The sequence below is a fragment of the Erwinia persicina genome, assembly GCF_019844095.1.
GTDB classification, from domain to species: Bacteria; Pseudomonadota; Gammaproteobacteria; order Enterobacterales; family Enterobacteriaceae; genus Erwinia; species Erwinia persicina.
This window is the reverse complement of record NZ_CP082141.1, coordinates 3,980,096-4,007,089: the sequence shown is the minus strand read 5'-3', so window position 1 is coordinate 4,007,089 and position 26,994 is coordinate 3,980,096. Positions and strand designations below refer to the sequence as shown.

Below are 26,994 nucleotides of genomic sequence, written 5' to 3'. Positions count from 1 at the left end.
ATAAGGAAATCATCTGGCAGGGAAAGGGAAAAATGAGGGGCCGCACAGGGATATCAGGGTTATCTGTAGGGGAAGACCCGTTATTGTGGTTGTCATGTGCCAGGGGCAATCGAAAAAATGATCGCCCCCTGGCGATCCTACCCGGTGGGGGCGACCTTTTTCCAGTCGCTCCCGTCTCGTCAGGATACCTTACGGTCGTTACGGTAATTGACCACCGCGTTGATAATCAGTGTCAGGGCCAGAATACCGCCCACCACGCCCAGCGAGATGGCAATCGGAATATGGAAGAAGTCGACGATTAACATCTTCACGCCGATAAACACCAGGATCACCGACAGGCCATACTTCAGCATCGAGAAGCGCTCCGCCACGTTCGCCAGCAGGAAGTACATCGCACGCAGGCCGAGGATGGCGAACAGATTGGAGGTCAGCACGATAAACGGATCGGTGGTCACGGCAAAGATGGCCGGAATACTGTCAACGGCGAAAATCACGTCGCTCAGTTCCACCATAATCAGCACCAGCAGCAGCGGCGTCGCAAACAGCACGCCGTTTTTACGCACAAAGAACTTCTCGCCTTCGATTTTGTCGGTCATACGCATACGGCTGCGCAGCCAGCGTACCAGCGGCTTGTCGCCAATAGCGCTGTCATCTTCCTTCGCCAGGGCCATTTTAATCCCGGTGAACAGCAGGAAGGCGCCGAAGATGTACAGCAGCCAGCTAAACTGAGTCACCAGCCAGCTTCCGGCAAAGATCATGATGGTACGCAGGACGATCGCACCCAGCACGCCGTAAATCAGCACCCGGCGCTGCAGCGCGGCCGGTACGGCAAAATAGCTGAACAGCATCAGCCAGACAAACACGTTGTCGACGGCCAGCGCTTTTTCAATCAGATAACCGGTGAGGAACGCCAGCGCCTGAGTGTCCGCCACTTCGCGCCCGACGGTGTCGTTGAGGTACCACCAGAAGGCAGCATTAAATAACAGAGAGAGCGTCACCCAGACCAGCGACCAGGCAGCGGCCTGTTTCATGGTCATGGTGTGCGAGCCGCGACGGCCCTGCAACAGCAGGTCAATCGCCAGCATTATCACGACGACGACAGCGAAGCTGCCCCAGAGTAACGGTGTGCCGACAGTGTTCATATATCATCCCGTGCAAAATAAAAAATGGCCAATTACCCGTCATCTTTCATGCTGCAGATACGTTGGCTGACTTCACGAACCCCGGTCACTTACTGATGTAAGCGGGTGGAGAACTGTTAAGTTGCCGCCTGTCTGCGACCTGACGTCTGTAGGGTATATCGGAAGGCATCAGCCACAATATTATTGATGCTGTAAGCAAACCTCGCCTCCCGGCAAGGTCTCACTTACAACCAGGATAAGGTTGCTCAGTAACCGGACATCATGTGGATGTCGTATTGACGATTAACTGACGAAGAAGTTACTCCCCTTTGCTGAGGCAAAAGATAGGCGGCCCGCTGCGGCAGGTCAATCTTCTTCAGTAATATTTAGAAATATTTACACAGCAGCTGCGTCAGCTGGGAACACCACGCCGGTCTGACGGCGGATTTCGGTCAGCACTTTTGCGGTGATCCGTGAGGTCGACAGCCCGGGGTGATCGACCTGATTATTTTCCACCAACCGGGCGAACACCTCTGCCTCGTACAGCATGGTGTTGATATGCTGCGGCTGCGTCAGATCCTGCGCCTTAGCACCGCGCGGGACAAAGCTGAGACGCTGACATTCGGAAACCTGCTCCACCACCAGCGAGCCGTCTTCACCCTGGATTTCACTCGGCAGGGTCGACTGGCTGATTTTGGAGTGCTGCAGCGTGACATCGAAATCGCCATAGTTAAGGATCGCCGTACCGTGACCGTCAACGCCGCTGTCCAGCAGGCTGGCGCTGGCGACGATGCTGTGCGGTTCACCCCACAGGCTCACCGCTGTCCCCAGGCAGTAGTAGCCAATATCCATAATGGAGCCGTTGGACCAGGCGGGGTTGAACGTGTTGGGGTTTTCCCCGTCAAGGTAACGCTGATAGCGGGAAGAGTACTGGCAGTAGTTAATAAAGGCTTTACGCAGCCGGCCCACTTTTGGCAGCGCCTGTTGCAGTGCGAGGAAATTGGGCAGGCTGGCGGTTTTAAACGCTTCAAACAGCACCACCTGATGTTCGGCGGCACAGGCGATCATCGCGTCGACTTCACGCAGGTTGGAGGCCAGCGGCTTCTCACAGATTACATGTTTACGATGGCGCAGGAACAGCAGGGCCTGCGGGCAGTGCAGCGCGTTGGGGCTGGCGATATACACCGCATCGAGGGCATCCGATGCCGCCATCTCCTCCAGCGAGTCAAACAGCCGCTCGACCGGATAGTCGCTGGCGAAGGTCTCTGCCTGCGCCAGTGAGCGTGAATAAACGGCGGTCAGCTTCATTTTTCCGGTTTCATGGGCAGCATCGATAAACTGACGAGTGATCCAGTTGGTTCCAACGACGGCAAAGCGAATCATAGTGTTCCTGTGCGGCTGAGTGAACGAAAAAGCAGATTACCATCTGTGTGCAGCCAGGCAATGACTAAAAGGCGTGATTTGATTTTTCAGCTCACCTCTCGCACCATACAGAAAATCATCCCGAGGGAACCCGATGAGCGTTCGCAGCCCGCAGAGTAAACATGCACTTAACTGGACCAGTATTCTGGTGGCGATCCCGGTCGGGCTGGTGGCTTCCCTGGTGACGCTGGGCTTTCGTGAAGCGATTAACCTGATCGATAGCCTGCTGTTTCGTGGCCAGACCGATATTACCCGGGCAATGCAGGTTTACCCCTGGTATATCTGGCCGCTGATTGTCGGCGGCGGCGGGTTGATAGCGGGTTTTCTGCTGCGCTATGCCACGGCCATTGAACAAAAACAGACGGTGCGTACCGACTATCTGGAGGTGATCAACGCACAGCTGGACGCGGTGCCTGCCCGTACCTCGCTGTTCCGCAGCCTGTCATCGCTGGCGAGTATCAGCAGCGGGGCGTCTATCGGCCGTGAGGGGCCGATGGTGCAACTGTCGGCGCTGGCCGGCAGCCTGATGGGGCGCTGGTGGTTCCGGTCGCTACCGCTGAAAAACAGCGACGTGGTGGCCATGGCGGCGGCGGCGGGGCTCTCGTCGGTGTATCATGCGCCGCTGGCCTCCGCGATTTTTGTTGCGGAAATTGCCTTTGGCATCTCAGCGATGCAGCGGCTGATCCCGCTGATCATCTCCTCCGGGGTGGCGGTGCTGACCATGTGGTCGCTCGGCCACCGCTCCGCCATGTACCCCTTTTCCCACAGCCAGTTTGACCTGACGCCCGGTAGCATTGCGCTGACCGTCGGCATCGGCCTGCTGGCAGGGCTGCTGGGCTGGGCAATGCTCTGGCTGATCGGGCAGAGTAAGCGCTGCTTTACCCGCATCAACAACCTGCCGTTACGCCTCGGGCTGGGGGGGCTGCTGGTGGGCACGCTGGCCATTGGCAGTACCCAGATCTTGGGTAACGGCTACGAAGTGATTGTGCGCATTATGGCGGGCGATTTTCTTCTGCCCGTGCTGCTGGCGCTGCTGCTGCTGAAAATGCTGGCAACGGCCATTTCCGTGGGCTCCAGCGCGGTGGGGGGGCTGTTTACCCCGGCGTTGCTGATCGGCGCGCTGATGGGGGAAATGGTGGCCCTGCTGGCCGCAGCCGCCGGAATGCCGGTGGGAAATGCCGAAGTGTTTGCTGCCGTCGGCATGGGCGCGGTCCTCGCCTCGGTCAGCCAGGCTCCCTTAATGGCGATGCTGATGGTGCTGGAGATGACGCTCAACAGCAGCCTGCTGTTTCCGGCGATGATCGCCAGCGTGCTGGCCTCAATGACCGTGTATCGTCTGCATGTCCGCAGCGCCTATTCCATGATGAGCAGCCATTTCAGCCGCTCTGATGCCAAATTTGATTTTGATAACGGCATCATCTCCCAGTTTATTGTCTCCGGGGCTGCACTCACCCCGCAGGACTCCGTCGGCAAAGCGCTGGCGGTCAGCACGCTGAAACGCGAACGTTTTGTTTATGTCATTGGTGAGCAGGGCGAATTTCTTGGCGCGGTGTCAATCCACGATATCTCGCACAAGGTGCTGGATAAAGAGATCACGCTGACCTCGCCCGTCAGCTGTGTCATGGATGCAAACTTCCCGACCATCTATGAAAATCAGACAATAAAAGAGGGCTGGGACGCCTTTGCCCGGGTCACGCTGGAACGTCTGCCGGTGCTGAATAATCCGCTGGAGCGGAAATATCTCGGGGCGCTGACAAAAACCAGTTTGATTCAGCAGGCAAAAGATTTTATATAAACGAAACAGCGATATCAGGAGAGATGTGTATGATGCCCTCCTGCCACTATTTTCATTTTAAGGACGAAATAATGTCATTCTCTGCGCGTTTTCGCTGGCTGCTGCTGCTGCCGGTAATGTTCTGGCTTTCCGGCTGCGACTATAACCAGATCCAACAGCGCGACGAAGCCGTCTCTGCTGAATGGTCCGAGGTGCTGAACCAGTACCAGCGCCGGGCCGATCTGATCCCCAACCTGGTCTCGACCGCAAAGGCGAGCGCCAGCCATGAAGCCGAAGTTTTTAAAAGCATTGCGGATGCCCGCGCTAAAATCGGCAGCCTGACGCAGGTGCAGAATGCCCCTGACAATGCGCAGGCGATGCAGGCGTTCCAGCAGTCACAGTCGGAACTGAGCAGTGCCATGTCCCGCCTGCTGGTGATCAGTGAACGCTACCCTGATTTGAAAGCCGACAAAATGTTCAGCACGCTGATGGTGCAGCTGGAAGGCACTGAAAACCGGATTACCGTGGCGCGTCAGCGCTATGTGCGCGCGGTACAGGACTACAACCTGCTGATCCGCCAGTTTCCCGGTTCGCTGACCGCCAGAGTGATGGGCTATCAGCGTAAAGAGAACTTCCAGCCGGAGAATGTAAAGCAGATCTCAACGGCACCTCAGGTCGATTTCTCAAAGCCTGCCAGCGCAAATTAAGGGACAGCCATGCGATATCTCACCCTGATCCTGCTGTTCTGTCTGCCCTTCACCAGTATGGCCGCAACGGTCGCTGTACCGACGTTACAGCAGCGCGTGACGGATGATGCGCGGGTACTGAGTCCCCGAGAGGTGGAGCAGATAAATCGCCAGATTGTCACCCTGGAAAAAAAAACCGGCCATCAGCTGGCGGTACTGGCGGTGGATACCACCGGGGATGACAGCATTGAGCAGTACGCTACCCGGGTGTTTGACGCCTGGAAACTGGGTGATAAGGCCCGCGATGACGGCCTGCTGCTGGTCATGGCAAAGACCGATCGCACCGTGCGAATTGAGGTCGGTTACGGGCTGGAGGGTGATTTTACCGACGTGCAGGCCAGCCAGGTGATTAATGGCAGCATTATTCCGCGCTTCAGGGAGGGGGACTATGGTCAGGGGCTGTTGGCCGGCGTTCAGGCTATCTCCCGCCAGCTTGGCGTGCCGGTAGAGGGGGATGCGCCGGCCGTCGCGCCGCGCCCGGTCGCTGCGCCGCTGCCGTCATCATCCGATGACGCCATTTCGCTCTCTGCGGGCAGCATTGGCCTCTGGCTGCTGGGCATGATTGTTCTGCCTTTCTTCTTCCTGCGTCGTAATTCCCTGCTCAGGGGGCTGCTGGTCAGCGCCATAGTCACCGGCGTTTCCCTGGTCAATACGCTGCTAAACGACGGCATCGCGGGCGTCAGCGGTGATAATCTCGGCCTGCTGTTTGGCGGTAGCCTGATGATGCAGATGCTGATTTCCTCGCTGATCGGGACGCTAACCGGGGGGGGCGGTTGGAGTCGCGATCGTTCTGACGACCGCGACGACGATGGTCCTTCGCGTGACGATGATTCAGACAGCAGCAGCGGCGGATTTAGCGGCGGCGGCGGCCGCAGCGGTGGCGGTGGCGCATCGGGCAAATGGTAAAGACGGGACAGGGAGCCTGACAATGATAAAACGGTCTTTGATGTCTGTGTTGACCCCCACCTTTATCAGCGCGTTTATGGCTCTGGGGACGCTGTGGTTTTATCTGGGCCGTATGGGCCGGCTTGATGTGTTTCTCGAGTCCATCAGCTTCAAGGATTTATTTATTGTTGTCGCCCTGTTCCTGGCCGGCAGTGTCGCGATGATCTGTCTGGTTTTTTATATTCCTTCATTGTTGGTTTCGCTTATTATAAAAAAAGAGAATACGATTTTTTATAATTACCAGACAATTAAAGATAATTTAATCAGGCTGTCACTGATAATTTACCTGCTGGCGATAACGGTTTTTTTCGTTGCGGTATGGTTTGTTGATGCTAAAAAATACCCTGGCTGGCTGGTCTTTACGATGGCTGGCAGTGGCGCGTTGCTAATAACACTTATTATTGCCTATTTCTTTAACCGCAAAGCCGTTTCTGAGGTATTGCAGTTCAAAAATAAAAGGATCAAAAAAGAGTATTACAGGAAGTTCTACTTTTTTATTCCCGTTTCCTTGTTTTTAATTTCATTTATGTATGCATATCCTTTAAGCCTGATTTTCGGGAAATTGCACCCTCCTGAACATGCGGGCGACCTCAAAGTGATGATGTATGCCACGCTGACCTCCCTTGTCGTCATTCTCTTTTCTCTTCTTCCGGTGACGGTTTATCTCAGAGGGAAATCAACAGAAGGTTTATCTGTCAGAATAGTGAAGGTGATTTCCGCTGCGCTGGCAGGGCTGTTTTTTATGTCATGGATCATTACCTCAATACCGGTACTGATTATTAATGGCACCATGAAACTGTCAGGCATAGCGGACTTTCATCCCCATGTTTATCTGGTGCAGGATAAGGACTACCCTGCAGAACTGCTTGATAAGGTGCTCTGGAAGCTGACCCCGCTACAGAACCAGGAGCGATATGTTATTCATGGGGTAACGATGTATTCGTTTGGTGATATCAGGTTGATATGCCCGGTTAAGGTGCTTAACGCTTACGTGAACAGTATGACATTCAGGCCGGGTGACAGAGCGTACGATCAGCAACTGAACAAGGCGCTGGCTGCGGCGGCGCAGGACTGTATCCCTTTCAGCAAAAACGAAGTGAAAGCGCTGCAAAGCCGCTAACGCGACAGCCGGTACAGCCGATTATCCCTCACGTCCTTCCAGCGCCTGTGCCGTCAGCCACAGGCGCGTATCAAACTCCAACTGGTGGTACTGTGGTTCCATATGGCAGCAGAGCTGATAAAAGGCCTTGTTGTGATCTTTTTCTTTAATATGCGCCAGCTCATGTACCACGATCATCCGCAGAAAGGCTTCCGGGGCATTTTTAAAAATGGTCGCCACGCGGATCTCCGCTTTTGCCTTCAGCTTGCCGCCCTGCACGCGTGAAATGGCCGTATGTAATCCCAGCGCATGCTTCATCACCTTAATCTTGCTGTCGTAGAGAACTTTGTTCAGCGGCGGTGCGTTGCGCAGCGACTGATTTTTTAAATCCAGCGCGTAGTCATACAGCGCTTTGTCGCTGGTAATGCTGTGGGAGGAGGGATAACGCTTATTGATCACCTCCGTCAGACGCTGCTGTTCAATCAGCGTGCGCACCTGTGACAGCAGCGATTCGGGGTAACCTTGCAGATAAATAAGCGACGACATACTGACTCCGGTGAAGAAAAACGTTTACTGTGCGCCCGTTTTAGGGGATAAAACGCGGGAATTTTACCACTAAGGTGATCCCATGAGCCAACTCGAACTAAGCAACCGCATGCTGACGCTGCATCGTTTTCCCCAAATGCGCGAAGAAAGCCCGTTGCAGGCCTGGGATGCGGCCGACGAATATCTGTTGCAGCATCTGGGCGATGCCCCGGTCAGCGGCGCAACGCTGATCTTTAACGACACCTTCGGTGCGCTGGCCTGTGCGCTGGCCGGTGAGGGCGTATACAGCATCAGTGACTCCTGGCTGAACCAGCAGGCGACGCGCCAGAACCTGGCGCTGAACCATCTGGATGAAGGGGACGTGCAGCTGCTCGACAGCCTGAGCCCGTTACCCGCCGCCCCGGCCCGCGTTCTGATTAAGGTGCCAAAAACCCTCGCGCTGCTGGAATATCAGCTGCGGGCACTGCGCGACGTCGTGACCCCGGCCACCCAGATTGTGGCCGCCGGAAAAGCGAAAGATATCCATACCTCCACGCTGCAGCTGTTTGAAAAAATTCTGGGGGCCACCACCACCTCGCTGGCGCGTAAAAAAGCCCGCCTGATTTACTGCACCTTCAGCGCGCCCGAGCTGAAAGCGGACGACGTGATTGCCCGCTGGCAGCTGGACGGCACCCCGTACCAGATCCACAACCATGCTAACGTCTTTTCGCGTGGCGGGCTGGATGTGGGGGCGCGCTTCTTCTTACAGCATCTGCCCTCCGATCTGGAAGGTGAGATTGTCGACCTGGGCTGTGGCAATGGCGTGATTGGCCTGATGGCGCTGCAGCAGAACCCGCTGTCGCAGGTCCATTTTGTCGATGAGTCATATATGGCAGTGGCATCCAGCCGGATGAATATAGAAGTGAACTGCCCACAGGACAGGGAACGCAGTACGTTCCACGTCAATAATTCGCTGGCAGGTTACCCGTCAGACCGTCTGCACGCAGTGCTGTGCAATCCGCCCTTCCACCAGCAGAGCGCGGTGACCGACCATATTGCCTGGCAGATGCTGCGCGATGCGCGCCGCTGCCTGCAGGATGGCGGCGAACTGCGTATTGTCGGTAACCGTCACCTCGACAACTACCACAAGATGAAGAAGCTGTTTGGCAACTGCACCACCGTGGCGAGCAATCAGAAGTTTGTGGTGTTACGTTCGGTAAAAATGCCGTAACCCGCGCCGGGCCGGTCGGCGCAGCGATCGGCCCGGGTACGGTTCCCGGGGGCAAGACACGCCTCGTTCCTGGCGTTATCGCTTCGCAATCCACGAAAAGCGCTGCTGATAGCCCTGCTGGACGTGGCTGTTACGGCGGTAACTCGCCTGATCCTCAGCCATACAGTAGGTACACACCTGCGACAGCTCAATCTGGTTTTCCGGCACCCCGGCGCGTAGCGCAATACGTTTTGCCAGCAGTGGCAGGTCAAACCAGACGCCATCGGTGGTTCCCCGCGCCTGTGGGCGCACGGCCGCCGGGTTAGGGAAGGGAGTGGAAGACCATGACATCAGCTCTGCCAGGTGATGCGGGTCATCCTGCTGCGCCCGGGCAATCACATCCTGACCGAGCTCATAGCAGCAGGGGCCGATAGCCGGGCCGATGGCAATAAACAGGCTGTCCGGCGTGGCTCCGCGTTCACACAGCTGCGCGATGGCGTTACCCATCACCCCGCTCAGTATGCCTTTTAATCCCCCATGTACCGCTGCCACCTGTCGCTGACGCGTATCGGCAATCAGCACCGGCAGGCAGTCAGCGGTGTAGATCGCCACGGGCGTGCTGCCGGTACCTATCAAACCGTCGGCTTCCTGACTTTTCACCGGCCGGGCCTCCACATCGGAAATGACGCGGGCACTGTGGCGCTGCTGGTTATACAGCGTTGCTTCAGGGGGGCGTTCGCCTGCGGACATAAACGCGTAGTCAAGCCAGCTCAGGCTGGAGAGCAGGGCAGAATGACAGGAGTGCGGCATCGTAGGTTCCTTTTTATCTCGGAGGCGTTGCAGTGATACTACAGGTGCGATGCGACATTTTTAATGTTTTATTCAGTGCGCATTTTTCGCCATTCCTGCTGTGAACCGGGGACGGGAAACAGGGTATCCTTTGGGGACGATTGGATTAAATCACTGTCAATGGAAGGACATCCTATGAACACCCTGGCCGTTAGCCATCCTGCACCACCACGTCACGTTGCTGCAGCACTTTTCGCCGGTTTTATGGGGGGGAATGTCGCCAGCTTTGTAAAATGGGGAACCGAAAATCCCTTCCCGCCGCGAACCCCTGACCGGGCCATTCCTCCGGCTGAGATGCTCAGTGACTTTGGCTTTACTGTGAATAATATGGTTTATCACTATTCCGGCCACCTCGTAAACTGGGGTGTGGCGGGTGTGCATCACCTGTTTTCCCTCTTTTTTGCCATGATCTACTGCTGGCTGGCAGAGATTTTCCCAAAAATAACGCTGTGGCAGGGCGTGGGCTTTGCGCTGGCTATCACCGTCGTTTTCCACGGTGTGGTGCTGCCCGTGGGGGGATGGGCGCCCCCGATCTGGCACTTGCCGGTGGAAGAGATTTTTTCCGAAACCTTCGGGCATATCCTGTGGATGTGGACGATAGAGATTTTCCGTCGTGAACTGCGCCGCCGCTGCGTGCAAACCAGCGGGGCAGTCACAGGATAATGCCTTAAATCGCCAGCGCCAGCAGCGTCCCCTGTTTAATGGCGCGACGGGCATCCAGCTCTTTCGCCACGTCGGCACCGCCGATAATGTGGGCCACGATCCCCCGGGCGGCCAGCGCGTCGGCCAGGGATCGCTCCGGCTCCTGACCGGCGCAGATCACCACGTTATCCACGCGCAGTGTCTGCGGTTCGCCGTCGCGCAGGATATGCAGCCCCTCATCGTCAATCCGCAGATATTCTACGCTGCCCCACATCTGCACGCCGTGCATCTGCAGGCTGGCGCGGTGGATCCATCCGGTGGTTTTCGCCAGCCCGGCACCGGGTTTACCCGGCTTGCGCTGGAGCAACCACACCTGCCGTGCGGCATGCGGTCTTTCCGGCGGTAACAGCCCGCCAGGCTGGGAGAGCGTGCGGTCAATGCCCCATTCCCGGCAGAATGCACTGATATCCTGCCCGCCCGCCACCAGATATTCAGCCGTATCAAAACCGATGCCGCCCGCGCCAATAATCGCCACACGCTGCCCGACGGGTTTCCGGTCGCGAATGACATCGAGATAACTCAGCACGGAAGGGTGGTCGATACCCGGTATGGGCGGCACACGCGGCACGATGCCGGTAGCCAGTATCACCTCATCAAATGCGGCGACATCATCCGGTGTTGCGCGATGATTCAGCCGCAGCGTCACCCGGTGCAGCGCAAGCTGACGGCGGAAGTAGCGCAGCGTTTCACTGAACTCTTCTTTACCGGGGATCTGCCGGGCGATAGTGAACTGGCCGCCGGTTTCCGGCAGTGCATCAAACAGCGTCACCCGGTGGCCACGCTGTGCGGCGTTGACCGCAAACGCCAGCCCGGCAGGGCCGGCCCCGACCACCGCCAGCGATTTGCTCTGCACGGCAGGCGTCATGACCATCAGCGTTTCATGGCAGGCGCGGGGATTCACCAGACAGGAGGTGAGCTTACCCACGAAGATCTGATCGAGGCAGGCCTGATTGCAGGCGATGCAGGTGTTGATCTCATCGCTGCGCCCCTCACGGGCTTTCAGCACAAATTCAGCGTCGGCCAGAAAGGGGCGGGCCATGGACACCATATCGGCGCAGCCTTCATCCAGTACGCGCTGGGCGACGTCAGGATGGTTAATTCGGTTAGTGGCGATCAGCGGGATCGTGACGTGCTGCCGGAGCGCCTGCGTGACCCAGGCGAAGGCCGCACGCGGTACGGCGGTGGCGATGGTAGGAATACGCGTCTCATGCCAGCCGATACCGGTGTTAATCAGCGTTGCCCCCGCCTGCTCAACCGCCTGCGCCAGCCGGACGGTCTGCTCAAGCGTGCTGCCTTGTTCCACCAGATCGAGCATCGACAGACGGAAGATAATAATAAACTCCGCGCCAACGGCGGCCCGCACCGCCCTGAGAATATCCAGTGCAAACCGCTGGCGGCGGGGCTCATCGCCTCCCCACTCATCGTCACGCTGGTTGGTGTGCGCCACCAGAAACTGATTAATCAGATAGCCTTCCGACGCCATAATCTCCACGCCATCATAGCCTGCCTGCTGCGCCAGGCGCGCACAGCGCGCGTAACTGGCAATCAGTTGCAGAATCTCATCATGGCTTAACGCCCGTGGGGTAAAGGGGTTAATCGGGGCCTGGAGAGCGGAAGGGGCGACCAGCGCGGACTGATAGCTGTAGCGCCCGGCGTGCAGGATTTGCAGGGCAATTTTACCCCCCGCCTCGTGTACCGCATCCGTCACCTGCCGATGATGAGGGAGCTGTGCCTCATCATTCAGCACCGATGCTCCGGCGCTGACCACGCCCTCTGGCGAAGGCGCAATACCGCCAGTCACAATCAGCGCCACCCCGGCGCGGGCGCGCTCTGCATAGAAGGCGGCAAGCCGCGCCGGGCCATCCGGATGTTCTTCCAGCCCGGTATGCATCGATCCCATCAGAAAACGGTTTTTAAGCTGGGTGAATCCCAGGTCCAGCGGGGAGAACAGTGACACGCTCATCGTCAGTGATTCCTGAAGTGGTCGGATGAGTTTCACTGTAGCGGTCAAATGACCGCGATGAAAGTGCAGTTAATCGCTTTGTGATGAATGCCACTGAATATCTCGCAGAGAAAGGGCAACGTGCTTCACGTTATGCGTAACATTGATTTAGTAACATGAATTTTGGTGATCTGATTCACAGAATTACAAGTTAAACATCGATTTGATAGGCGCCATGACCCGATACGTACTGGAGACGACCATGAGCACCCTCACACAATCCTGCATGATCAACGGCAAAGAGCAGGTTGAAGTTATCAGCCAGCAGGTGAATTACCTGGGCGAAGGCACGCTGGTTCGCATCACCCGTGGCGGCATCTGCGGCTCCGACCTGCACTACTATCAGCACGGTAAAGTCGGCAGTTTTGCCGTAAAAATGCCGATGATCCTCGGTCACGAAGTGATTGGGCAGGTGGTAAAAAGCGACAATCCGGCGCTGCACGAGGGCCAGAAAGTGGCGGTCAATCCGTCAAAACCCTGCGGCAGCTGTAAATACTGCCTGGCCGGTGAAGATAACCAGTGCACCACCATGCGCTTCTTCGGCAGTGCAATGTACTACCCGCACGTGGACGGTGGCTTCACCCAGTTCAAAGTCGTCGACAGCAGCCAGTGCATCCCTTACGACAATGCCGCAGACGATAAAGTGATGGTGTTTGCCGAGCCGCTGGCGGTCTGCATCCACGCCGCCAATCAGGGTGGCGAATTGCACGGCAAAAAGGTCTTTATCTCTGGCGTGGGCCCGATCGGATGCCTGATTGCCGCCGCCGCAAGGGCCAAAGGGGCGGCAGAAGTGGTTTGTGCCGACGTCAGCGAGCGCTCGCTGGAAATGGCTGTTGCGATGGGGGCAACCGCCACTGTTCATGCCGCCAGCGGGGACTTCACCCCGTACCTGGCAGACAAAGGCTACTTTGACGTGGCGTTTGAAGCCTCGGGCCATCCCTCCTCACTGACGCGCTGCCTGGAAGTCACGCGGGCGAAAGGCACCCTGGTGCAGGTGGGCATGGGCGGTGACGTACCAGCCTTCCCGATCATGATGCTGATCGCTAAAGAGATCAGTCTGGTGGGCTCGTTCCGCTTTACCACCGAATTCAACACGGCGGTGGAGTGGCTGGGTAACGGCACCGTTAACCCGCTGCCGCTGTTCAGCGGCGAATATGACTACCAGAATATTGATGCGGCACTGCAGTTTGCCGGTGACAAGAGCCGGGCTGCCAAAGTGCAGCTGACTTTTTAAAGGATGACCATGACAACGCTTTTTTCGCTCGATAATAAACGTGTGCTGATCACCGGTTCCGGCCGCGGTATTGGTTTCCTGATGGCCAGAGGACTGGCTGAAGCCGGGGCGGAGGTGATTATTAACGCCACCACCCAGCAGGGGGCCGATAAGGCTGCCGACGACCTGCGTCAGCAGGGATTCAGGGCCCACGCAGTAGCGTTTAATGTGACGCAGTCCGCCGAAGTGAATGCGGCAGTCGAGAAAATTGAGGCTGAGATTGGCCCGATTGATGTTCTGGTCAACAACGCCGGTATTCAGCGCCGTCGCCCGTTTCTCGAGTTCCCGGAGCAGGACTGGAACGACGTGATCGCGGTCAATCAGACGGCCGTATTCCTGGTCTCCCAGGCCGTTGCCCGAAAGATGGTAACGCGCCAGAAAGGCAAAATTATCAATATCGGCTCCATGCAGAGCGAACTGGGGCGTGACACGATTACCCCCTATGCCGCATCGAAAGGGGCCGTCACCATGCTGACGCGCGGTATGTGCGTTGAGCTGGCGCGCCACAACATTCAGGTTAACGGTATTGCCCCGGGTTACTTCAAAACCGAGATGACCCAGGCGCTGGCCGACGATGAAGCCTTCACTGCCTGGTTATGCAAACGTACGCCTGCCGCACGCTGGGGTAACCCGGAGGAGTTGATCGGCGCGGCGGTGTTCCTCGCCTCGAAAGCGTCTGATTTTGTGAACGGGCACCTACTTTTTGTCGATGGTGGGATGCGCGTCGCGGTGTAGTTTATCCTTTATCTTTCAGGTGGCAGCGGTGTCGGCTTCTGCGCGCGACCTGGTTACGCTCCAGGGCGCTGCTGAGTCGCCGCCCTGTTGCAACCTGAAACCTTCCGGATAAGCACGCTTATCAGAACTGTACCTCTACTTTTAAAGGAAGTGCTTTATGCCCATTACAATAATAGCTATTGGCGTAATCCTGCTGCTGGTGCTGATGATCGTCTTCAAGGTCAACGGCTTTATTGCGCTGATATTTGTCTCTGCCGTGGTTGGTGTGGCAGAGGGGATGACACCGCTGGCGGTGATCGCCTCCATTCAGAAAGGGGTCGGCGGTACGCTCGGCAGCCTGGCGCTGATCCTCGGCTTCGGGGCGATGCTGGGTAAGCTGGTGTCAGATACCGGGGCCGCGCAGCGCGTCGCCACCACGCTGATTGCCTCCTTCGGCAAACAGCGCGTGCAGTGGGCGCTGATGGTCACCGGCCTGATCGTCGGGCTGGCGATGTTCTACGAAATCGGCTTTGTGCTGCTGCTGCCGCTGGTGTTTACCGTGGTCGCCGCCTCGGGCATGCCGATGCTGTACGTGGGGCTGCCGATGGTTGCCGCGCTGTCCGTGACGCACTGCTTCCTGCCGCCGCATCCGGGGCCTACGGCCATTGCCACCATCTTTGGCGCAAATCTCGGCACCACGCTGCTCTATGGCATGATCATCACCATTCCTACCGTGATTATCGCCGGGCCGATCTTCTCCAAATTCCTCAAAGGCTTCGAGAAGTCGCCGCCGGAAGGCCTGTATAACCCGAAAATCTTTGAAGATCACGAAATGCCAGGGTTCTGGACCAGCATCTTTGCTGCCGTGATCCCGGTGATCCTGATGGCCGTGGCGGCAGTATTTGAGCTGACCACGCCGAAAGAGAACGTGCTGCGCCAGTTCTTCGAATTTGTGGGGAATCCGGCGGTCGCGCTGTTTATCTCAGTGGTGATTGCGGTGTTTACGCTGGGTCTGCGCAACGGGCGTAAAATGGAAGAAGTGATGGAGATGTGCAGTTCATCCATTGCGGCTATCGCCATGATCGTCTTTATTATTGCGGGCGGCGGTGCCTTTAAGCAGGTGCTGGTGGACAGCGGCGTGGGTGACTACATTGCTAACATGATGAAGGGTTCATCGCTCTCTCCGTTGCTGATGTGCTGGACGGTAGCGGCAATGCTGCGTATTGCGCTGGGTTCTGCCACCGTGGCGGCTATTACCACCGCCGGTATCGTTACGCCCATTATTGCCATTACCCACGCCGACCCGGCGCTGATGGTGCTGGCCGTGGGTTCCGGTAGCGTCATTGCTTCACACGTTAATGACCCGGGCTTCTGGCTGTTTAAAGGCTATTTCAACCTGAGCGTGATTGAGACGCTGAAAACCTGGACGGTGATGGAAACGCTGATCTCCTTCCTCGGCCTGGCCGGTGTGCTGATTCTAAACGCCATCATCCATTAACCTGGCGGCGACACAGGGTCAGGCAGGTGCCTGGCCCTTTTTTCTTTTGAACGCTGGAAACGCATGAGATCGCACCGCATATCGCTACAGGACATCGCCACGCTGGCTGGCGTGACGAAAATGACGGTCAGCCGTTACCTGCGCACGCCTGACCGGGTATCACCGGAAACCGGGGCGAAGATCGCGCAGATTATCGAAGAAATTAACTACATTCCTAACCGTGCGCCGGAGATGCTCCTCAGTTCGAAGAGCTATACCCTCGGCGTGCTGATCCCCTCGTTTAAAAATCAGATCTTTGCTGACCTTCTCAGCGGTATCGAAGCGGCGACCCAGGAGGGGCGCTACCAGACGCTGATTGCCAACTACAACTACGACAAACAGACCGAAGAGGAGCAGATCATTAATCTGCTGTCGTACAACATTGACGGCATTATCCTCAGTGAAAAAGATCACACCCTGCGCGCGGTAAAGTACCTGCGGGCGGCGCAGATCCCGATTGTTGAAGTGATGGATACCCAGGGCTCCTGCCTGGACATGCAGGTGGGGTTTAACAACTTCAGCGCCGGTTACGATATGACGCGCACGCTGCTCGATCAGGGGCGCAGGCGGGTGATCTACTTCGGTTCCCAGGATGACCGCCGGGATGAGTTTCGCTATCGCGGTTACTGTCAGGCGATGGAGGAACGCGGCGGCGTGGGTAACCGGGTTAACCCGAAAGCGATCTCCTCACAGAAACTGGGGGCCGCGATGCTGGCCAGCGCGCTGGAACAGTTTCCCGATCTGGATGCCGTGTTCTGCACCAACGACGATCTGTCGCTGGGCGCCCTGCTGCACTGCCAGCGCCACGGCATTGCCGTACCGGGCCGCATCGCGATTGCCGGTTTCCACGGACTGGATATCAGCCGCGAGATGTACCCGACCATGGCCAGCGTGATCACGCCTCGTTACGCTATCGGTTATACCGCCGCTGAACTGCTGCTGAAAAAGATCGGTGACAGCCGCTTCTCGGCAGACTCTATCGATCTGAGCTATCAGATCTTTATGGGGGAGACAATCTGACGCGGGCAAAGCAGGATCCCCGCCGCGACGGGTCTTTCCTGGCAGACTGTAAAATGTAAATGCGCTTAAATTATGGCGCATTTACTGACAATAATTGATAACCCGGGTAACTAAATAATAAATTCAGCCTGAGCAATAAGATACGAATTCAACCCGACGTGGAAGAAAAAAGTATTTTGCTTTTATTAGTTAATTAAAGAGATGAGAGTATTTAAAAAACATCCTCATCTAAAATATCCTCTATTTTCCCTTGTTGGTATTATTATTTAATTCATTGATTTATATGGCATATTAAATAAATGCAATATTAATTCTGACCGGGTATAAGCTTTTCTTATATTTACCCCATGCCTGCATAATCGGTGTAAATAAAGTAACTTTAAGCAAGTTTACATTTCCGTTATTTATCGTCAGTTAAGATTAATCTTAATCACTTTCTATTCGCTAAGATGTTAGAACTTATTTCCCAGCTTCCCGGAAGAGAGATTCTATTTTGACGACCCTAAAACCCCTGTTAGCGAAAAACCGCAGTTGGGCCTTACAGCGACGCCAACGTAATCCGCACTATTTCCGGCAAAATGTGGACGGGCAGCAGCCCCATGCTTTATGGATCGGGTGTTCTGACAGCCGCGTCCCGGCGGAGGTGCTGACCGGTGCGCACCCCGGGGAGCTCTTTGTACATCGTAATATCGCCAATATGGTCGTGAGTCATGACGATAACTTTATGAGCGTATTGCAGTATGCCCTTGAATATTTGAAGGTTTCCAGCATTGTGCTTTGTGGGCATTACGGCTGTGGGGGCGTGCAGGCGGCGCTGACCCTGCCGGACATCCCCCTGGGGGATGAAAACTCTCCGCTGGCACGGCGTATCACCCAACTGAGAAATGCCCTGTCACCCGCCCTGGCAACGCAGGCGGGCGATGAGGAACCGGGCGCGCACCTCAATCGCCTGGTGGAAGCGAATGTGCTGGCGCAGTTCAGCCAGCTGGTGAAAACCGACCCGGTGCTGAAGGCCTGGCGTGAAGGTGTGGCGCTGGAGGTGTTTGGCTGCGTGTACGATCTGCACAGCGGGCATCTGAAAGAGCTTGTCCAGCAGACAGAAGAGGGGATCGTATGAATATGAAGACCTTACGTCAGGATATTCCCGCCGGGCTGGTGGTGTTTCTGGTGGCGCTCCCTTTATGCCTGGGGATTGCTCAGGCCAGCGGGCTGCCGCCGTTTGTCGGCCTGCTGACCGGGGTGATAGGGGGGCTGGTGGTCACCACCTTCAGCCCGTCAAAATTTGCGGTCAGCGGCCCGGCTGCCGGGCTGGTCACGATTGTTACCGGGGCTATCGAGACGCTGGGATCCTTTTCAGCCCTGCTGCTGGCGCTGATGATAGCCGGTGTGTTGCAGTTCCTGATGGGGGCGCTGCGTGCCGGACGTTTTATTACCCTGGTACCGGGCAGTGTGATCAAGGGGATGCTGGCCGCGATCGGCATCCTGCTGATCATTCAGCAAATCCCGGTTGCCCTTGGGGCGGCAGGTGAAAGCGATTTGACCTCACTGCTGAACGGCGGGTCGCTGAATATCTCTCTGCCCGCGATCGCCGTGGCGTCTGCCGGGCTGCTGGTACTCTGGCTGTGGACCACTAAAACCGTCAAAAATAACCGCTGGCTGGGCTGGATGCCGGGCCCGCTGATGGCGGTGTTGCTGGGCTGCCTGGCCACGGTGCTGGGGGGGCGCTTTTTCCCCGACCTCGCGTCCGGTCTGCCGCGAATCTCTCTGCCCACCTTTGACAGCGTTGCGGCTCTGACCAGCGAGCTGGAGCGGCCGGACTGGCAGGCATGGCAGAACCCAGCGGTTTATCTGATTGCCGCCACGCTGGCGATTGTGGCCAGCCTGGAAACCCTGCTCAGTCAGGAAGCGCTAAAAAAGCTGCGCCCGCAGCATCCGGCCCCGTCACCGGATAAAGAGATGCGCGCCCAGGGGATCGGTAATGCCTTGTCCGGTTTTCTCGGTGGCCTGCCCATTACTGCGGTGATCGTGCGCAGTTCGGTCAACGTCAGCGCGGGCGCGCAGAGCAAGCTGTCGATCCTGCTTCATGGCGCGCTGCTGCTGGTGTGTGGCCTGTGGTTTAGCGGGGTGCTGAATGCTATCCCGCTGGCGAGCCTTGCCGCCGTTCTGTTGTATACCGGCTACAAGCTGGCCACGCCGGGACTGTTTGTCTCGCAGATCCGGCAGGGCGCGCCGCAGTCGGTGCCGTTCCTTGCCACGATTGGCGGTATTCTGATGTTCGGTATGCTGGCGGGAATTGGTATCGGCCTGGCGACGCAGATCCTGTTCAGCATCTATAAAAGCCACCGTAATGCCATGCTGCTGACGCGCTACGATGACCATTATGTTCTGCGCTTCCAGCAGAACCTGACCTTTATGCACAATCCGCGCCTGAAGGGGCTGCTGGCGGAGATCCCGGAGAACAGCGTGGTGATTGTGGATCACGATAGCGCAGAATATATCGACCCGGACGTCAAAGCGTTGCTGCATGATTTTGGTGAAGGCGCGAAAAAACGGGGAATTCAGCTCAATCAGTGGCCATGGCAGGGGACACTGACACAGGGATAACGCCGTTCGTCAGGCCACAGGACGTGGCCTTGTACTTTATCGTTATTACACCGGGCGGCAGGCAATCACCATGCGGGCCAGGGGGATGATCTCATTCAGTCCACACTCGAACTGCTGCTGGCCGTTGGCCACCCGCACCCGTCCCGGAGGAATACGGGTGAGACTGCGGACGCTGACCTGGCCCTCCAGCGACACCAGCCAGTCACCGTCCTGGATCTCGCTGAACAGCTGCTCGGCGATGAACTGTTGCTGGCCATCAATCACCAGTAGCGGCCGTTCGGGGATGATGGACCAGCCTTCAAAGAAGGCCGCTTCCAGCGTCATGTCGGTCAGATCGGTAAGTTTCCCGCCGTCCAGACGCTGGCGGGGGAGCGACAGGAGATGCGCTGACGGCGATGCCTGTGGAGCATCCGTTACTGAGGTGGCCGACGGAGACTCTCCCTCACCGGTTGCCAGCCACTGTAATGAGGCCTGCGTATCGGCCATGCAGCGGATCACGATGTCAGAGGGAAAATGACCGCGCGAATAGCGATTAGCCAGGCTGCTACTGGCAATGCCGAGGTGTTCAGCCAGCGCCAGTTTCGTCGAAAATCCGTAGGCCTGGAGTACGCGATCCAGCACCTCTTTTGCGCCATTCTGAAAGTCGATTTTTAGGCTCACTCTCATACTCCTGGTGATTTCATTTTTGGGGAGTGCGCAATTTATTATTGTAGCTTTAAGGGCACATCAGGATAGAGAGAACAGGAATTCTATGAGATTTTGCCCGATGGAGGCCATTTTTACAACCCGTAACACCATCGGTTTTCCTTCCCCAGCCCGGCAATTCATCTTAAGTGAATGCACCTCTCCATCCACGGCCAGCGCGGCCTGAATATGAGTGTCGCTAATTAATTAAGCGCCCGTTAATCCCCGTTTTTCACCGTCACATCTCTTCTCTGTCCTCTCAAAAAAGAGTGGCAACGCCTCAATCCCTGCAGGCAGGACAAGGTGGAGGAAATTTATTATTTTTATAATTATCAGTGTGATAAACATTGTTGCAGGTACACGTAAAAAACTTTTCTTATTGGTAAGTGCTATGATACTGTATGTATGTACAGTGAAAAGGAGGGGGAGTTGTGGACAAAGAATTAGCCGAAAGCGTGATTCTGGAGCGCGTAGAACTGATAGCAAGATTAACCTCTGAAGGGGTTTGCAGGGAGCGGGATCGTGAGATTGCGCTGCATTTGATCGCGGATCTTGCCAGCGGTATAGAGCTGAAAAATGGCCAGTTCTCCGTTGTCTTTTCCCCCCCTAATACCGAACGTTAACGCTTTTTAAGCACGCGATCCGCGTGTTATTTGCCGTCCGGGCGTTCTGTTCACTGCGTGCCCGTCCCTGAAATATCCTCCTGCATTCTGTTCTGCTCAAGCTCCCTTTATGGGGGCTTTTTTTATGTCTGTTGCCCCCATCTTACCGCCGCCGGTGGCTGAATACCGCCCGTATTCGTCCCGGACAGGGGGGGTCACGTTGTCACACCTGTCCTACAACACCCCCCAATTGAGCGCCATAAGTTGAGAACGCACACTGGTTGAGATTACCCGGCACTGGGAAGCGGAAGTCATCACCCCAACCTCTTTCCCGGCCGTTTCTGTCAGCGTAATACCCGCTACGGGGGAGTGAAAAATGAAAATTTATGCCCTGCAGGATGACTGCGTCGATGAGATCTGTTTTCGCCACTATGGCCGCACGCGGCAGGTGGTGGAAGCCGTTTATGCCGCGAATCGCGGACTGGCTGAACAGGGAGCCCGGTTGCCTCACGGTTATCCGATTGAGCTTCCGTCGCTCTCCCTTTCTGCCACCCACGAAACGCTCAATCTGTGGAGCTGACCGATGGAGAAAAGCAGCTCACTGATCGGCTATTTCACCAGTGTGATGATGATGTGGGCCAGCCGGCACACCGTACAGGACATCGCCTTTATGGTGGGTGCGCTGGTGGCTGTGGTGACGCTGTGCATCAACATCGCGAACTTCTTTATCAACTGGCATTACCGCCGTAAGACCTGGCGGTTGTGGCAACAGCGACAGAGAAACGGGAGCGAAGATGAATTCACCCGCTAAAAAATGTGCGGTGCTGATTGTACTGGCGCTGGCCGTCACGCTGCCGTCGTTCTCCACGCTGCAGATCTCCGGCGAGGGCCTGCAGCTGCTGGCCAGTGCCGAGGGCTGCCGGACTTCACCGTATCAGTGCAGTGCGGGTGTCTGGACGAACGGTATCGGCCATACCCGGGGGGTGACGCCCGTGACGGCGGTCAGTGAGCGTCAGGTAGCGGTCAATCTGATTGATGACGTGCAGCGGGTAGAGCGCGGTATCGCCCGCTGCCTGCAGGTGACGATGCCGCAGGGGGTCTGGGATGCCACGGTCTCCTTTGCCTTTAACGTCGGCGTGAGCGCGGTCTGTCGCTCCACCTATGCCCGGCTGATCAATCAGCAGCAGTGGCGGGCAGCCTGCGATCAGCTGATGCGCTGGGTGTATGTCGCGGGCGTACGTAATAAGGGAATTGAGGCGCGAAGAAGCGCTGAACGCGCCCTGTGCCTGAAGGGGGTGGGATGACCCGATTATGGATAACCCTGGTGCTGACGCTGCTGATCGCGCTGGGTGGCGGCGGGCGCTGGCTGGCCATTCTTTACCGTGAGCGCATCGAACTGCAGCAGCGTAACGCCGTGCTCCACGCGGGGGTGGATCAGCGAAACGCCGTCATCAGGCAATTGAAAGCGGATATCTCCCGCCAGGCCGAGGCCGAGCGCACGCTGCGCCAGTCCCTGCTCAGGGCCGGCGATATCACCCTGAAACAATATGTCAACGATCAGAGGGTCCTGCACAGCAATGAGGCACTACAAAACTGGAGCCATGCTGCTCTGCCTGACGGGATTATCCGGCTGCAGCAGCACCCCGCTTTCGCCACCGCCAGTGATTATCTGGCGTGGTTGTCCCGTCATCAGCAGTTGTCCGGTACCGGCGGTTCAGCCAGAGACGCAGGGGGATCTGCTGACGGCGATCCGCCAGCTGGAGCAGGCGCTACTGACGTGCGGCCTGCAAGTCGAAACCCTTAAACAGTGTCAGGAGCAACATGATGTTAAAACCCAAACGACTGCGCGAGGCCTTACTGGCCCGCGTACCCGATCTGCAGAATCACCCTGAACGGCTGACCCTTTCGCTGGAGCAGGGCAGGGTGGTCTGTACGCCCGCTGCCTCACTGAGTTTTGAATACCAGTACCCGCTGCGCATTACCGTCAGCGACGCCGGCGACGACCGGGATGCCCTGGTGGTCTCCCTGCTGCTGTGGCTGCGGGAAAATCAACCCGACCTGATGACCACGGCGGCCAGGCGTGAAAACGGCATGGTGTTCAGCAGCAGCGTTAACGGCGACTTCAGCCTGGTGATCCCGCTGACCGAGCGCGTGCTGGTCAGCGAAAGCGACGGGGCCCTGAGTGTGACCCATTTGCCGGAGCCGGCGGTGTCGGAAGCCGTGTCCCGCCCGTGGCAGCTCTATATCAACCATCAGCTGGTCAGTGAATGGCCTGCAGTCTGAAAGCCAGAAGGAGTACGCAATGAATGAATTTGTCGTGGAAACCCGCCGCCAGCTCAACAACCTGTTGCGCATCGGTACGGTCAGCGAGGTCGATCTTCCCCGGGCGCGATGCCGGGTAAAGAGCGACGGCAACCTCACCGGCTGGCTGCCGTGGCTGAGCAGCAGCGCGGGCCAGGTTCGCAGCTGGCATGCGCCCTCACCGGGTGAGCAGGTGCTGCTGCTGGCGCTGAGCGGTGAACTGACCACCGCCTTTGTGCTGCCGGGGATCTTCTCTGATGCTTTCCCGCCGCCTTCGGCATCGCAGGATGCGGTGTGCTGGCAGTTCCCGGACGGGGCGCAGATCGCCTACGAACCGCAGAGCGGTGCGCTGACAGCCAGCGGTATCCAGTCGGCCAGCATCCGGGCGGCGGTAAAAATCACCCTCGACAGCCCGCTGGTGGAGTGCACTCAGCAGCTGAAGGCGAAAACTTTTGTGCTCAGCGAGGGGGGCACGCTACAGGGCACGATCAGCCACAGCGGCGGCAGCTTCTCTTCGAACGGTATCGTCGTCCACAGCCACGTTCACGCGGGTGTCGAGAGCGGTGGCAGCAAAACAGCGGGGCCACAGTGATGAATACAGCAACCTGGTCAGGCATGCAGCGCGACAGCGGCCTGCAGCTGGCGGATATCGATCATGTTCGCCAGTCGGTGCGCGATATTCTGCTGACCCCGCAGGGATCACGGGTGATGCGCCGCGACTACGGATCGCTGCTGTCGGCGCTGATCGACCAGCCGCAGAACGAGACGCTGCGTCTGCAGATTATGTCAGCCTGCTACATGGCGCTGCTGCGCTGGGAGCCGCGCATCACCCTCGACAGCATCAGCTACCAGCCGGGTCTTGACGGCCGCATGGAGGTCGCGTTGAGCGGTACCAGCAATCAGTCCACTTTTTCCTTATCCATTCCAGTGAGTTAACTACTATGGCCACAATTGATTTAAGTCAGTTACCTGCGCCGAACATCGTCGAAGCGCTGGATTTTGAAACGCTGCTTCAGGCGCGTAAAACCCGTCTGATTGCGCTCTATCCGGCCGATCAGCAGGCGGTCATCACCCGCACTCTTGAACTGGAGTCTGAGCCCATTGTTAAGCTGCTGGAGGAGAATGCCTATCGCGAACTGATCCTGCGGCAGCGGATTAATGAGGCCGCGAAAGGCACGATGGTGGCCTTCGCGACGGGAAGCGATCTCGACCAGCTCGGTATCAACAATGGCGTGACCCGTCTGGTCCTGAGGCCCGCTGATAACAGCACCCGGCCACCCTTACCCGCGTTACTTGAGAGCGACGACGATTTCCGTCTGCGTATCGCTCAGGCTTTTGAGGGACTGAGCGTGGCCGGTCCGGGTGGGGCCTATGAGTACCACGCCCGCAGCGCTGACGGGCGGGTGGCTGATGTCAGTGCGACCAGTCCGGCCCCGGCAGAAGTGCTGATCACTGTGCTGTCACGCGAAGGTCGTGGCGAGGCCAGTGCGGAGGTGCTGGCGGCGGTCAATATCGCGCTGAATGATGAAAATGTCCGCCCGGTCGCTGACCGCGTCAGCGTGCGGTCGGCGGCTATCGTGGAGTACAGCGTGGATGCCACGCTGTACCTCTATCCCGGCCCGGAAGCGGAACCCATCCGCGCGGCGGCAGAAGCGCGGCTGGCTGCCTTTGTCACCGCCCAGAGCCGTCTGGGGCGCGATATCCGCCAGTCGGCGCTGTTTGCTGCGCTGCACGTTGAAGGGGTGCAACGAGTGGAGCTGACTCAGCCCGCACGCGACGTGGTGCTGGATAAAACCCAGGCAGGCTGGTGTACCGGCCACCGGATCCGTGTGGGAGGCTCCGATGAGTGATCGTCTGCTGCCCGCCGGATCGTCGCCACTGGAGGTGGCTGCCGCCGAAGCCTGCGCCCATCTTCAGCAGTTACCGGTGCCGCTGCGCACCCTGTGGAACCCGCAGACCTGTCCGGTCACGCTGTTGCCCTATCTGGCCTGGGCCTGGTCCGTTGACCGCTGGGATCAGACCTGGCCGGAGGAGACAAAGCGTGCCGTGGTGGCGTCCGCACAGTTCGTTCACCGCCGAAAGGGCACCATCGCCGCGATCCGGCGCGTGGTCGAGCCGCTGGGGTATGTCATCAACATCACCGAATGGTGGCAGAACCAGGAGCCGGCGGGCACGTTTCGCCTGGAAATTGGCGTGCTGGAGTCGGGTATTGATGAAGCGATGTTTAACGAGATGGAGCGGCTGATTGCGGATGCAAAAGCCGTCAGCCGTCATTTAACCGCCCTGACGATCACCCAGGATATTCAGGGCATTGTCTGGACAGGTGCCGTTCAGTATGACGCTGAAACGGTAACGATTTTCCCCGCGTGAGAGGTTTTACATGGCGTTAAAATTTAAATCTGTCGTGACCACGGCAGGACAGGCGCGCATCGCCGCAGCGATGCAGGGTGGTACTCAGGTCGATATCAAAACCATGGTAGTCGGTGACGGCAGCGGCCAGCCGACCACGCCGTTGCCGGGGCAGACCGGACTGGTGCATGAGGTGTACCGTCAGGCTGTCAATTCGGTCAAGGTGGAGAGCAGCCATAAAAACTGGCTGGTGATTGAAACGATTATCCCGGCCAGCGCTGGTGGGTTCTGGATGCGTGAGCTGGGCCTTCTGGCGGGAGACGGCACGCTGCTGGCGGTAAGTAATATGGCCGAGACTTATAAGCCAGCGCTGGAGGAGGGTTCGGGACGAACGCAGACCCTGCGTATGGTGCTGGCGGTCAGCAGCAGTGAAGCGATTGCCCTGACGCTGGATGACAGCCTGATCTTTGCTACCGAAGAGTATGTCAATCTGCGCATTGCCAGCCATGAACAGAGCCGTAATCATCCTGATGCCACGCTGGCGGCGAAGGGAATGGTGATGCTGAGCAGCGCTATCAATAGCAGCAGTGAAACGCAGGCCGCGACGCCAAAAGCGGTGAAAGCGGCTTACGACCTGGCTAACCGCACTCAGCCTGATGCGACGCTCGCGGCAAAGGGGGTGGTGATGCTGAGCAGCGCCACCAACAGCAGCAGTGAAACGCAGGCTGCGACACCAAAAGCGGTAAAAGCGGCTTACGATCTGGCTAACCGCACTCAGCCTGATGCGACGCTCAGCGCAAAAGGGGTGGTGATGCTGAGTAGCGCCACCAACAGTAGCAGTGAAACGCAGGCCGCAACGCCAAAAGCGGTGAAAGCCGCATACGATCTGGCTAACCGCAACGTTCTGAACGAGATCTATCCAGTTGGGATCGTCACCTGGTTTGCCCAGAATAAAAACCCGAATACGTTATTCCCCGGCACGACGTGGAAATATATTGGTGAAAACAGAACCATTCGCCTGGCAAAAGCGAACGGAAGCGATATTTTCACCACTGGTGGCGCGGATGCGGTCAGCCTGTCGGTGGCGAATTTGCCTGCGCATGGTCATACGTTTTCGGGGACGACCAGTAGCAACGGTCAACATACGCATACCGGTAGTACCAACTCTGCGGGAGCGCATACACATGGTGGAGTACCGTCCAGGACAGGACCATGGGAGATTGGGGGTAGCAACTGGACACGGTTTAACTACCAAAACCTGGGGGCTACGGATTCTGCTGGCGCGCACACGCATACGGTTTCGATTAGTGCTTCTGCCGCGCATACCCACACTCTTTCCGGCACCACAGCAAATACCGGATCTGGTACGGCCATGGATATTACTAACTCATTTATTAAACTGATGGGCTGGTACCGCAGCGCATAATCTCTTACCTAAAACTTGTTATTTAATTACGGCTCCCCTGCTGGCAACACAGGGGAGCCTTTTTATTGGTTTTTGGCGTGTAAAAGCCG

30 protein-coding genes and 1 pseudogene are annotated in these 26,994 nt (G+C 57.4%); 24 read left to right on the top strand and 7 right to left on the bottom strand.

What is annotated here, in order from left to right; translation table 11 throughout:
- Positions 1–179: 179 nt before the first annotated feature.
- Together K6L24_RS18575 and K6L24_RS18570 are read right to left on the bottom strand one after the other, a co-directional pair.
- Positions 180–1,142 carry a TerC family protein gene (locus K6L24_RS18575; protein ID WP_062745529.1) on the bottom strand — a complete coding sequence of 321 codons (963 nt, stop codon included), beginning with the start codon at positions 1,140–1,142 and terminating at the stop codon, positions 180–182.
- A 375-nt stretch (positions 1,143–1,517) separates the two neighbouring features.
- Complete coding sequence (locus tag K6L24_RS18570; RefSeq protein ID WP_062745527.1) at positions 1,518–2,504, bottom strand: Gfo/Idh/MocA family protein; 987 nt, start codon at positions 2,502–2,504, stop codon at positions 1,518–1,520.
- Positions 2,505–2,637: 133 nt separating this feature from the next.
- On the opposite strand from K6L24_RS18570, the gene K6L24_RS18565 reads away from it, so the two are divergent.
- From K6L24_RS18565 to K6L24_RS18550, 4 genes are all read left to right on the top strand, one after another.
- Positions 2,638–4,338 (top strand): chloride channel protein, encoded by a 1,701-nt coding sequence (locus K6L24_RS18565; protein WP_062745525.1) that lies wholly within the window; start codon positions 2,638–2,640, stop codon positions 4,336–4,338.
- A gap of 71 nt (positions 4,339–4,409) precedes the next feature.
- Positions 4,410–5,024, top strand: coding sequence for a LemA family protein (locus K6L24_RS18560; RefSeq protein WP_062745780.1), 615 nt, complete (start codon positions 4,410–4,412; stop codon positions 5,022–5,024).
- A 9-nt stretch (positions 5,025–5,033) separates the two neighbouring features.
- Positions 5,034–5,969 (top strand): TPM domain-containing protein, encoded by a 936-nt coding sequence (locus tag K6L24_RS18555; RefSeq protein WP_222681718.1) that lies wholly within the window; start codon positions 5,034–5,036, stop codon positions 5,967–5,969.
- Positions 5,884–7,128, top strand: coding sequence for a hypothetical protein (locus K6L24_RS18550; protein WP_137269151.1), 1,245 nt, complete (start codon positions 5,884–5,886; stop codon positions 7,126–7,128). The genes K6L24_RS18555 and K6L24_RS18550 overlap by 86 nt, the downstream gene beginning before the upstream one ends.
- 21 nt (positions 7,129–7,149) lie before the next feature.
- On the opposite strand, the gene K6L24_RS18545 is transcribed toward K6L24_RS18550, so the two are convergent.
- Positions 7,150–7,653: a M48 metallopeptidase family protein gene (locus K6L24_RS18545; protein ID WP_062745518.1), complete on the bottom strand. Its 504-nt coding sequence runs from the start codon at positions 7,651–7,653 to the stop codon at positions 7,150–7,152.
- Positions 7,654–7,735: 82 nt separating this feature from the next.
- Between K6L24_RS18545 and rlmG the strand changes: the two genes are divergently transcribed.
- On the top strand, positions 7,736–8,863 hold the full coding sequence (rlmG, locus tag K6L24_RS18540) for a 23S rRNA (guanine(1835)-N(2))-methyltransferase RlmG (protein WP_062745516.1): 1,128 nt from the start codon (positions 7,736–7,738) through the stop codon (positions 8,861–8,863).
- 75 nt (positions 8,864–8,938) lie between these two features.
- Here rlmG and K6L24_RS18535 read toward each other — a convergent pair whose 3' ends face one another.
- The gene (locus K6L24_RS18535; protein WP_222681717.1) at positions 8,939–9,652 is read right to left on the bottom strand and encodes a purine nucleoside phosphorylase YfiH/LACC1 family protein; all 714 of its coding nucleotides are present in this window, start codon (positions 9,650–9,652) and stop codon (positions 8,939–8,941) included.
- A 174-nt stretch (positions 9,653–9,826) separates the two neighbouring features.
- On the opposite strand from K6L24_RS18535, the gene K6L24_RS18530 reads away from it, so the two are divergent.
- Positions 9,827–10,354, top strand: a complete 528-nt coding sequence (locus tag K6L24_RS18530; RefSeq protein ID WP_062745511.1) for a YagU family protein — start codon at positions 9,827–9,829, stop codon at positions 10,352–10,354.
- A gap of 4 nt (positions 10,355–10,358) precedes the next feature.
- On the opposite strand, the gene K6L24_RS18525 is transcribed toward K6L24_RS18530, so the two are convergent.
- Positions 10,359–12,356, bottom strand: coding sequence for an oxidoreductase (locus K6L24_RS18525; RefSeq protein ID WP_222681716.1), 1,998 nt, complete (start codon positions 12,354–12,356; stop codon positions 10,359–10,361).
- A 241-nt stretch (positions 12,357–12,597) separates the two neighbouring features.
- On the opposite strand from K6L24_RS18525, the gene idnD reads away from it, so the two are divergent.
- The 6 genes from idnD to K6L24_RS18495 all read left to right on the top strand — a co-directional run bounded on the left by idnD (position 12,598) and on the right by K6L24_RS18495 (position 19,543).
- Positions 12,598–13,629, top strand: a complete 1,032-nt coding sequence (gene idnD / locus K6L24_RS18520) for an L-idonate 5-dehydrogenase (protein ID WP_222681715.1) — start codon at positions 12,598–12,600, stop codon at positions 13,627–13,629.
- Between the two features lie 9 nt (positions 13,630–13,638).
- On the top strand, positions 13,639–14,403 hold the full coding sequence (gene idnO / locus K6L24_RS18515; protein WP_062745504.1) for a gluconate 5-dehydrogenase: 765 nt from the start codon (positions 13,639–13,641) through the stop codon (positions 14,401–14,403).
- A gap of 157 nt (positions 14,404–14,560) precedes the next feature.
- Positions 14,561–15,880: a gluconate:H+ symporter gene (locus K6L24_RS18510; protein WP_062745501.1), complete on the top strand. Its 1,320-nt coding sequence runs from the start codon at positions 14,561–14,563 to the stop codon at positions 15,878–15,880.
- Positions 15,881–15,943: 63 nt separating this feature from the next.
- Entirely contained in the window at positions 15,944–16,939 is a 996-nt protein-coding gene (idnR, locus tag K6L24_RS18505) for a DNA-binding transcriptional regulator IdnR (RefSeq protein WP_062745498.1), read from the top strand.
- Positions 16,940–17,432: 493 nt separating this feature from the next.
- The gene (locus K6L24_RS18500; protein WP_062745496.1) at positions 17,433–18,056 is read left to right on the top strand and encodes a carbonic anhydrase; all 624 of its coding nucleotides are present in this window, start codon (positions 17,433–17,435) and stop codon (positions 18,054–18,056) included.
- Entirely contained in the window at positions 18,053–19,543 is a 1,491-nt protein-coding gene (locus K6L24_RS18495; protein WP_118664772.1) for a SulP family inorganic anion transporter, read from the top strand. Before K6L24_RS18500 ends, K6L24_RS18495 begins: the two co-directional genes overlap by 4 nt.
- A 45-nt stretch (positions 19,544–19,588) precedes the next feature.
- Here the strand turns inward: K6L24_RS18495 and K6L24_RS18490 are convergent, their stop codons facing one another.
- Complete coding sequence (locus K6L24_RS18490; protein WP_118664770.1) at positions 19,589–20,203, bottom strand: phage repressor protein CI; 615 nt, start codon at positions 20,201–20,203, stop codon at positions 19,589–19,591.
- A gap of 455 nt (positions 20,204–20,658) precedes the next feature.
- Between K6L24_RS18490 and K6L24_RS18485 the strand changes: the two genes are divergently transcribed.
- The 4 genes from K6L24_RS18485 to K6L24_RS18470 all read left to right on the top strand — a co-directional run bounded on the left by K6L24_RS18485 (position 20,659) and on the right by K6L24_RS18470 (position 22,133).
- The gene (locus K6L24_RS18485; protein WP_062745491.1) at positions 20,659–20,850 is read left to right on the top strand and encodes a hypothetical protein; all 192 of its coding nucleotides are present in this window, start codon (positions 20,659–20,661) and stop codon (positions 20,848–20,850) included.
- Between the two features lie 355 nt (positions 20,851–21,205).
- Positions 21,206–21,409, top strand: coding sequence for a tail protein X (locus K6L24_RS18480; RefSeq protein ID WP_062745489.1), 204 nt, complete (start codon positions 21,206–21,208; stop codon positions 21,407–21,409).
- A gap of 3 nt (positions 21,410–21,412) precedes the next feature.
- Positions 21,413–21,640, top strand: a complete 228-nt coding sequence (locus K6L24_RS18475; protein WP_062745487.1) for a phage holin family protein — start codon at positions 21,413–21,415, stop codon at positions 21,638–21,640.
- The gene (locus K6L24_RS18470; RefSeq protein WP_118664768.1) at positions 21,624–22,133 is read left to right on the top strand and encodes a lysozyme; all 510 of its coding nucleotides are present in this window, start codon (positions 21,624–21,626) and stop codon (positions 22,131–22,133) included. The genes K6L24_RS18475 and K6L24_RS18470 overlap by 17 nt, the downstream gene beginning before the upstream one ends.
- Before the next feature lie 5 nt (positions 22,134–22,138).
- Here the strand turns inward: K6L24_RS18470 and K6L24_RS18465 are convergent, their stop codons facing one another.
- Entirely contained in the window at positions 22,139–22,402 is a 264-nt protein-coding gene (locus tag K6L24_RS18465; protein ID WP_137269144.1) for a hypothetical protein, read from the bottom strand.
- A 4-nt stretch (positions 22,403–22,406) separates the two neighbouring features.
- Here K6L24_RS18465 and lysC point away from each other — a divergent pair, with 4 nt between their 5' ends.
- From lysC to K6L24_RS22505, 8 genes and pseudogenes are all read left to right on the top strand, one after another.
- Entirely contained in the window at positions 22,407–22,721 is a 315-nt protein-coding gene (lysC, locus tag K6L24_RS18460) for an Rz1-like lysis system protein LysC (protein WP_222681714.1), read from the top strand.
- Positions 22,654–23,112 carry a phage tail protein gene (locus K6L24_RS18455; protein ID WP_222682341.1) on the top strand — a complete coding sequence of 153 codons (459 nt, stop codon included), beginning with the start codon at positions 22,654–22,656 and terminating at the stop codon, positions 23,110–23,112. The genes lysC and K6L24_RS18455 overlap by 68 nt, the downstream gene beginning before the upstream one ends.
- Positions 23,113–23,131: 19 nt before the next feature.
- A complete protein-coding gene (locus K6L24_RS18450; RefSeq protein ID WP_062745480.1) occupies positions 23,132–23,722 on the top strand; it encodes a phage baseplate assembly protein V in 591 nt (196 codons plus the stop codon).
- Positions 23,722–24,066: a GPW/gp25 family protein gene (locus tag K6L24_RS18445; RefSeq protein ID WP_062745478.1), complete on the top strand. Its 345-nt coding sequence runs from the start codon at positions 23,722–23,724 to the stop codon at positions 24,064–24,066. Before K6L24_RS18450 ends, K6L24_RS18445 begins: the two co-directional genes overlap by 1 nt.
- 5 nt (positions 24,067–24,071) lie before the next feature.
- Complete coding sequence (locus K6L24_RS18440) at positions 24,072–24,980, top strand: baseplate assembly protein (RefSeq protein ID WP_222681713.1); 909 nt, start codon at positions 24,072–24,074, stop codon at positions 24,978–24,980.
- Positions 24,973–25,500, top strand: a complete 528-nt coding sequence (locus K6L24_RS18435) for a phage tail protein I (RefSeq protein ID WP_222681712.1) — start codon at positions 24,973–24,975, stop codon at positions 25,498–25,500. The genes K6L24_RS18440 and K6L24_RS18435 overlap by 8 nt, the downstream gene beginning before the upstream one ends.
- Before the next feature lie 10 nt (positions 25,501–25,510).
- Positions 25,511–26,374, top strand: a pseudogene (locus K6L24_RS18430) (phage tail-collar fiber domain-containing protein); the annotation flags it as partial.
- Positions 26,348–26,905: a phage baseplate protein gene (locus K6L24_RS22505; RefSeq protein ID WP_425333076.1), complete on the top strand. Its 558-nt coding sequence runs from the start codon at positions 26,348–26,350 to the stop codon at positions 26,903–26,905. The pseudogene K6L24_RS18430 and the gene K6L24_RS22505, both read left to right, overlap by 27 nt.
- Positions 26,906–26,994 lie beyond the last annotated feature (89 nt).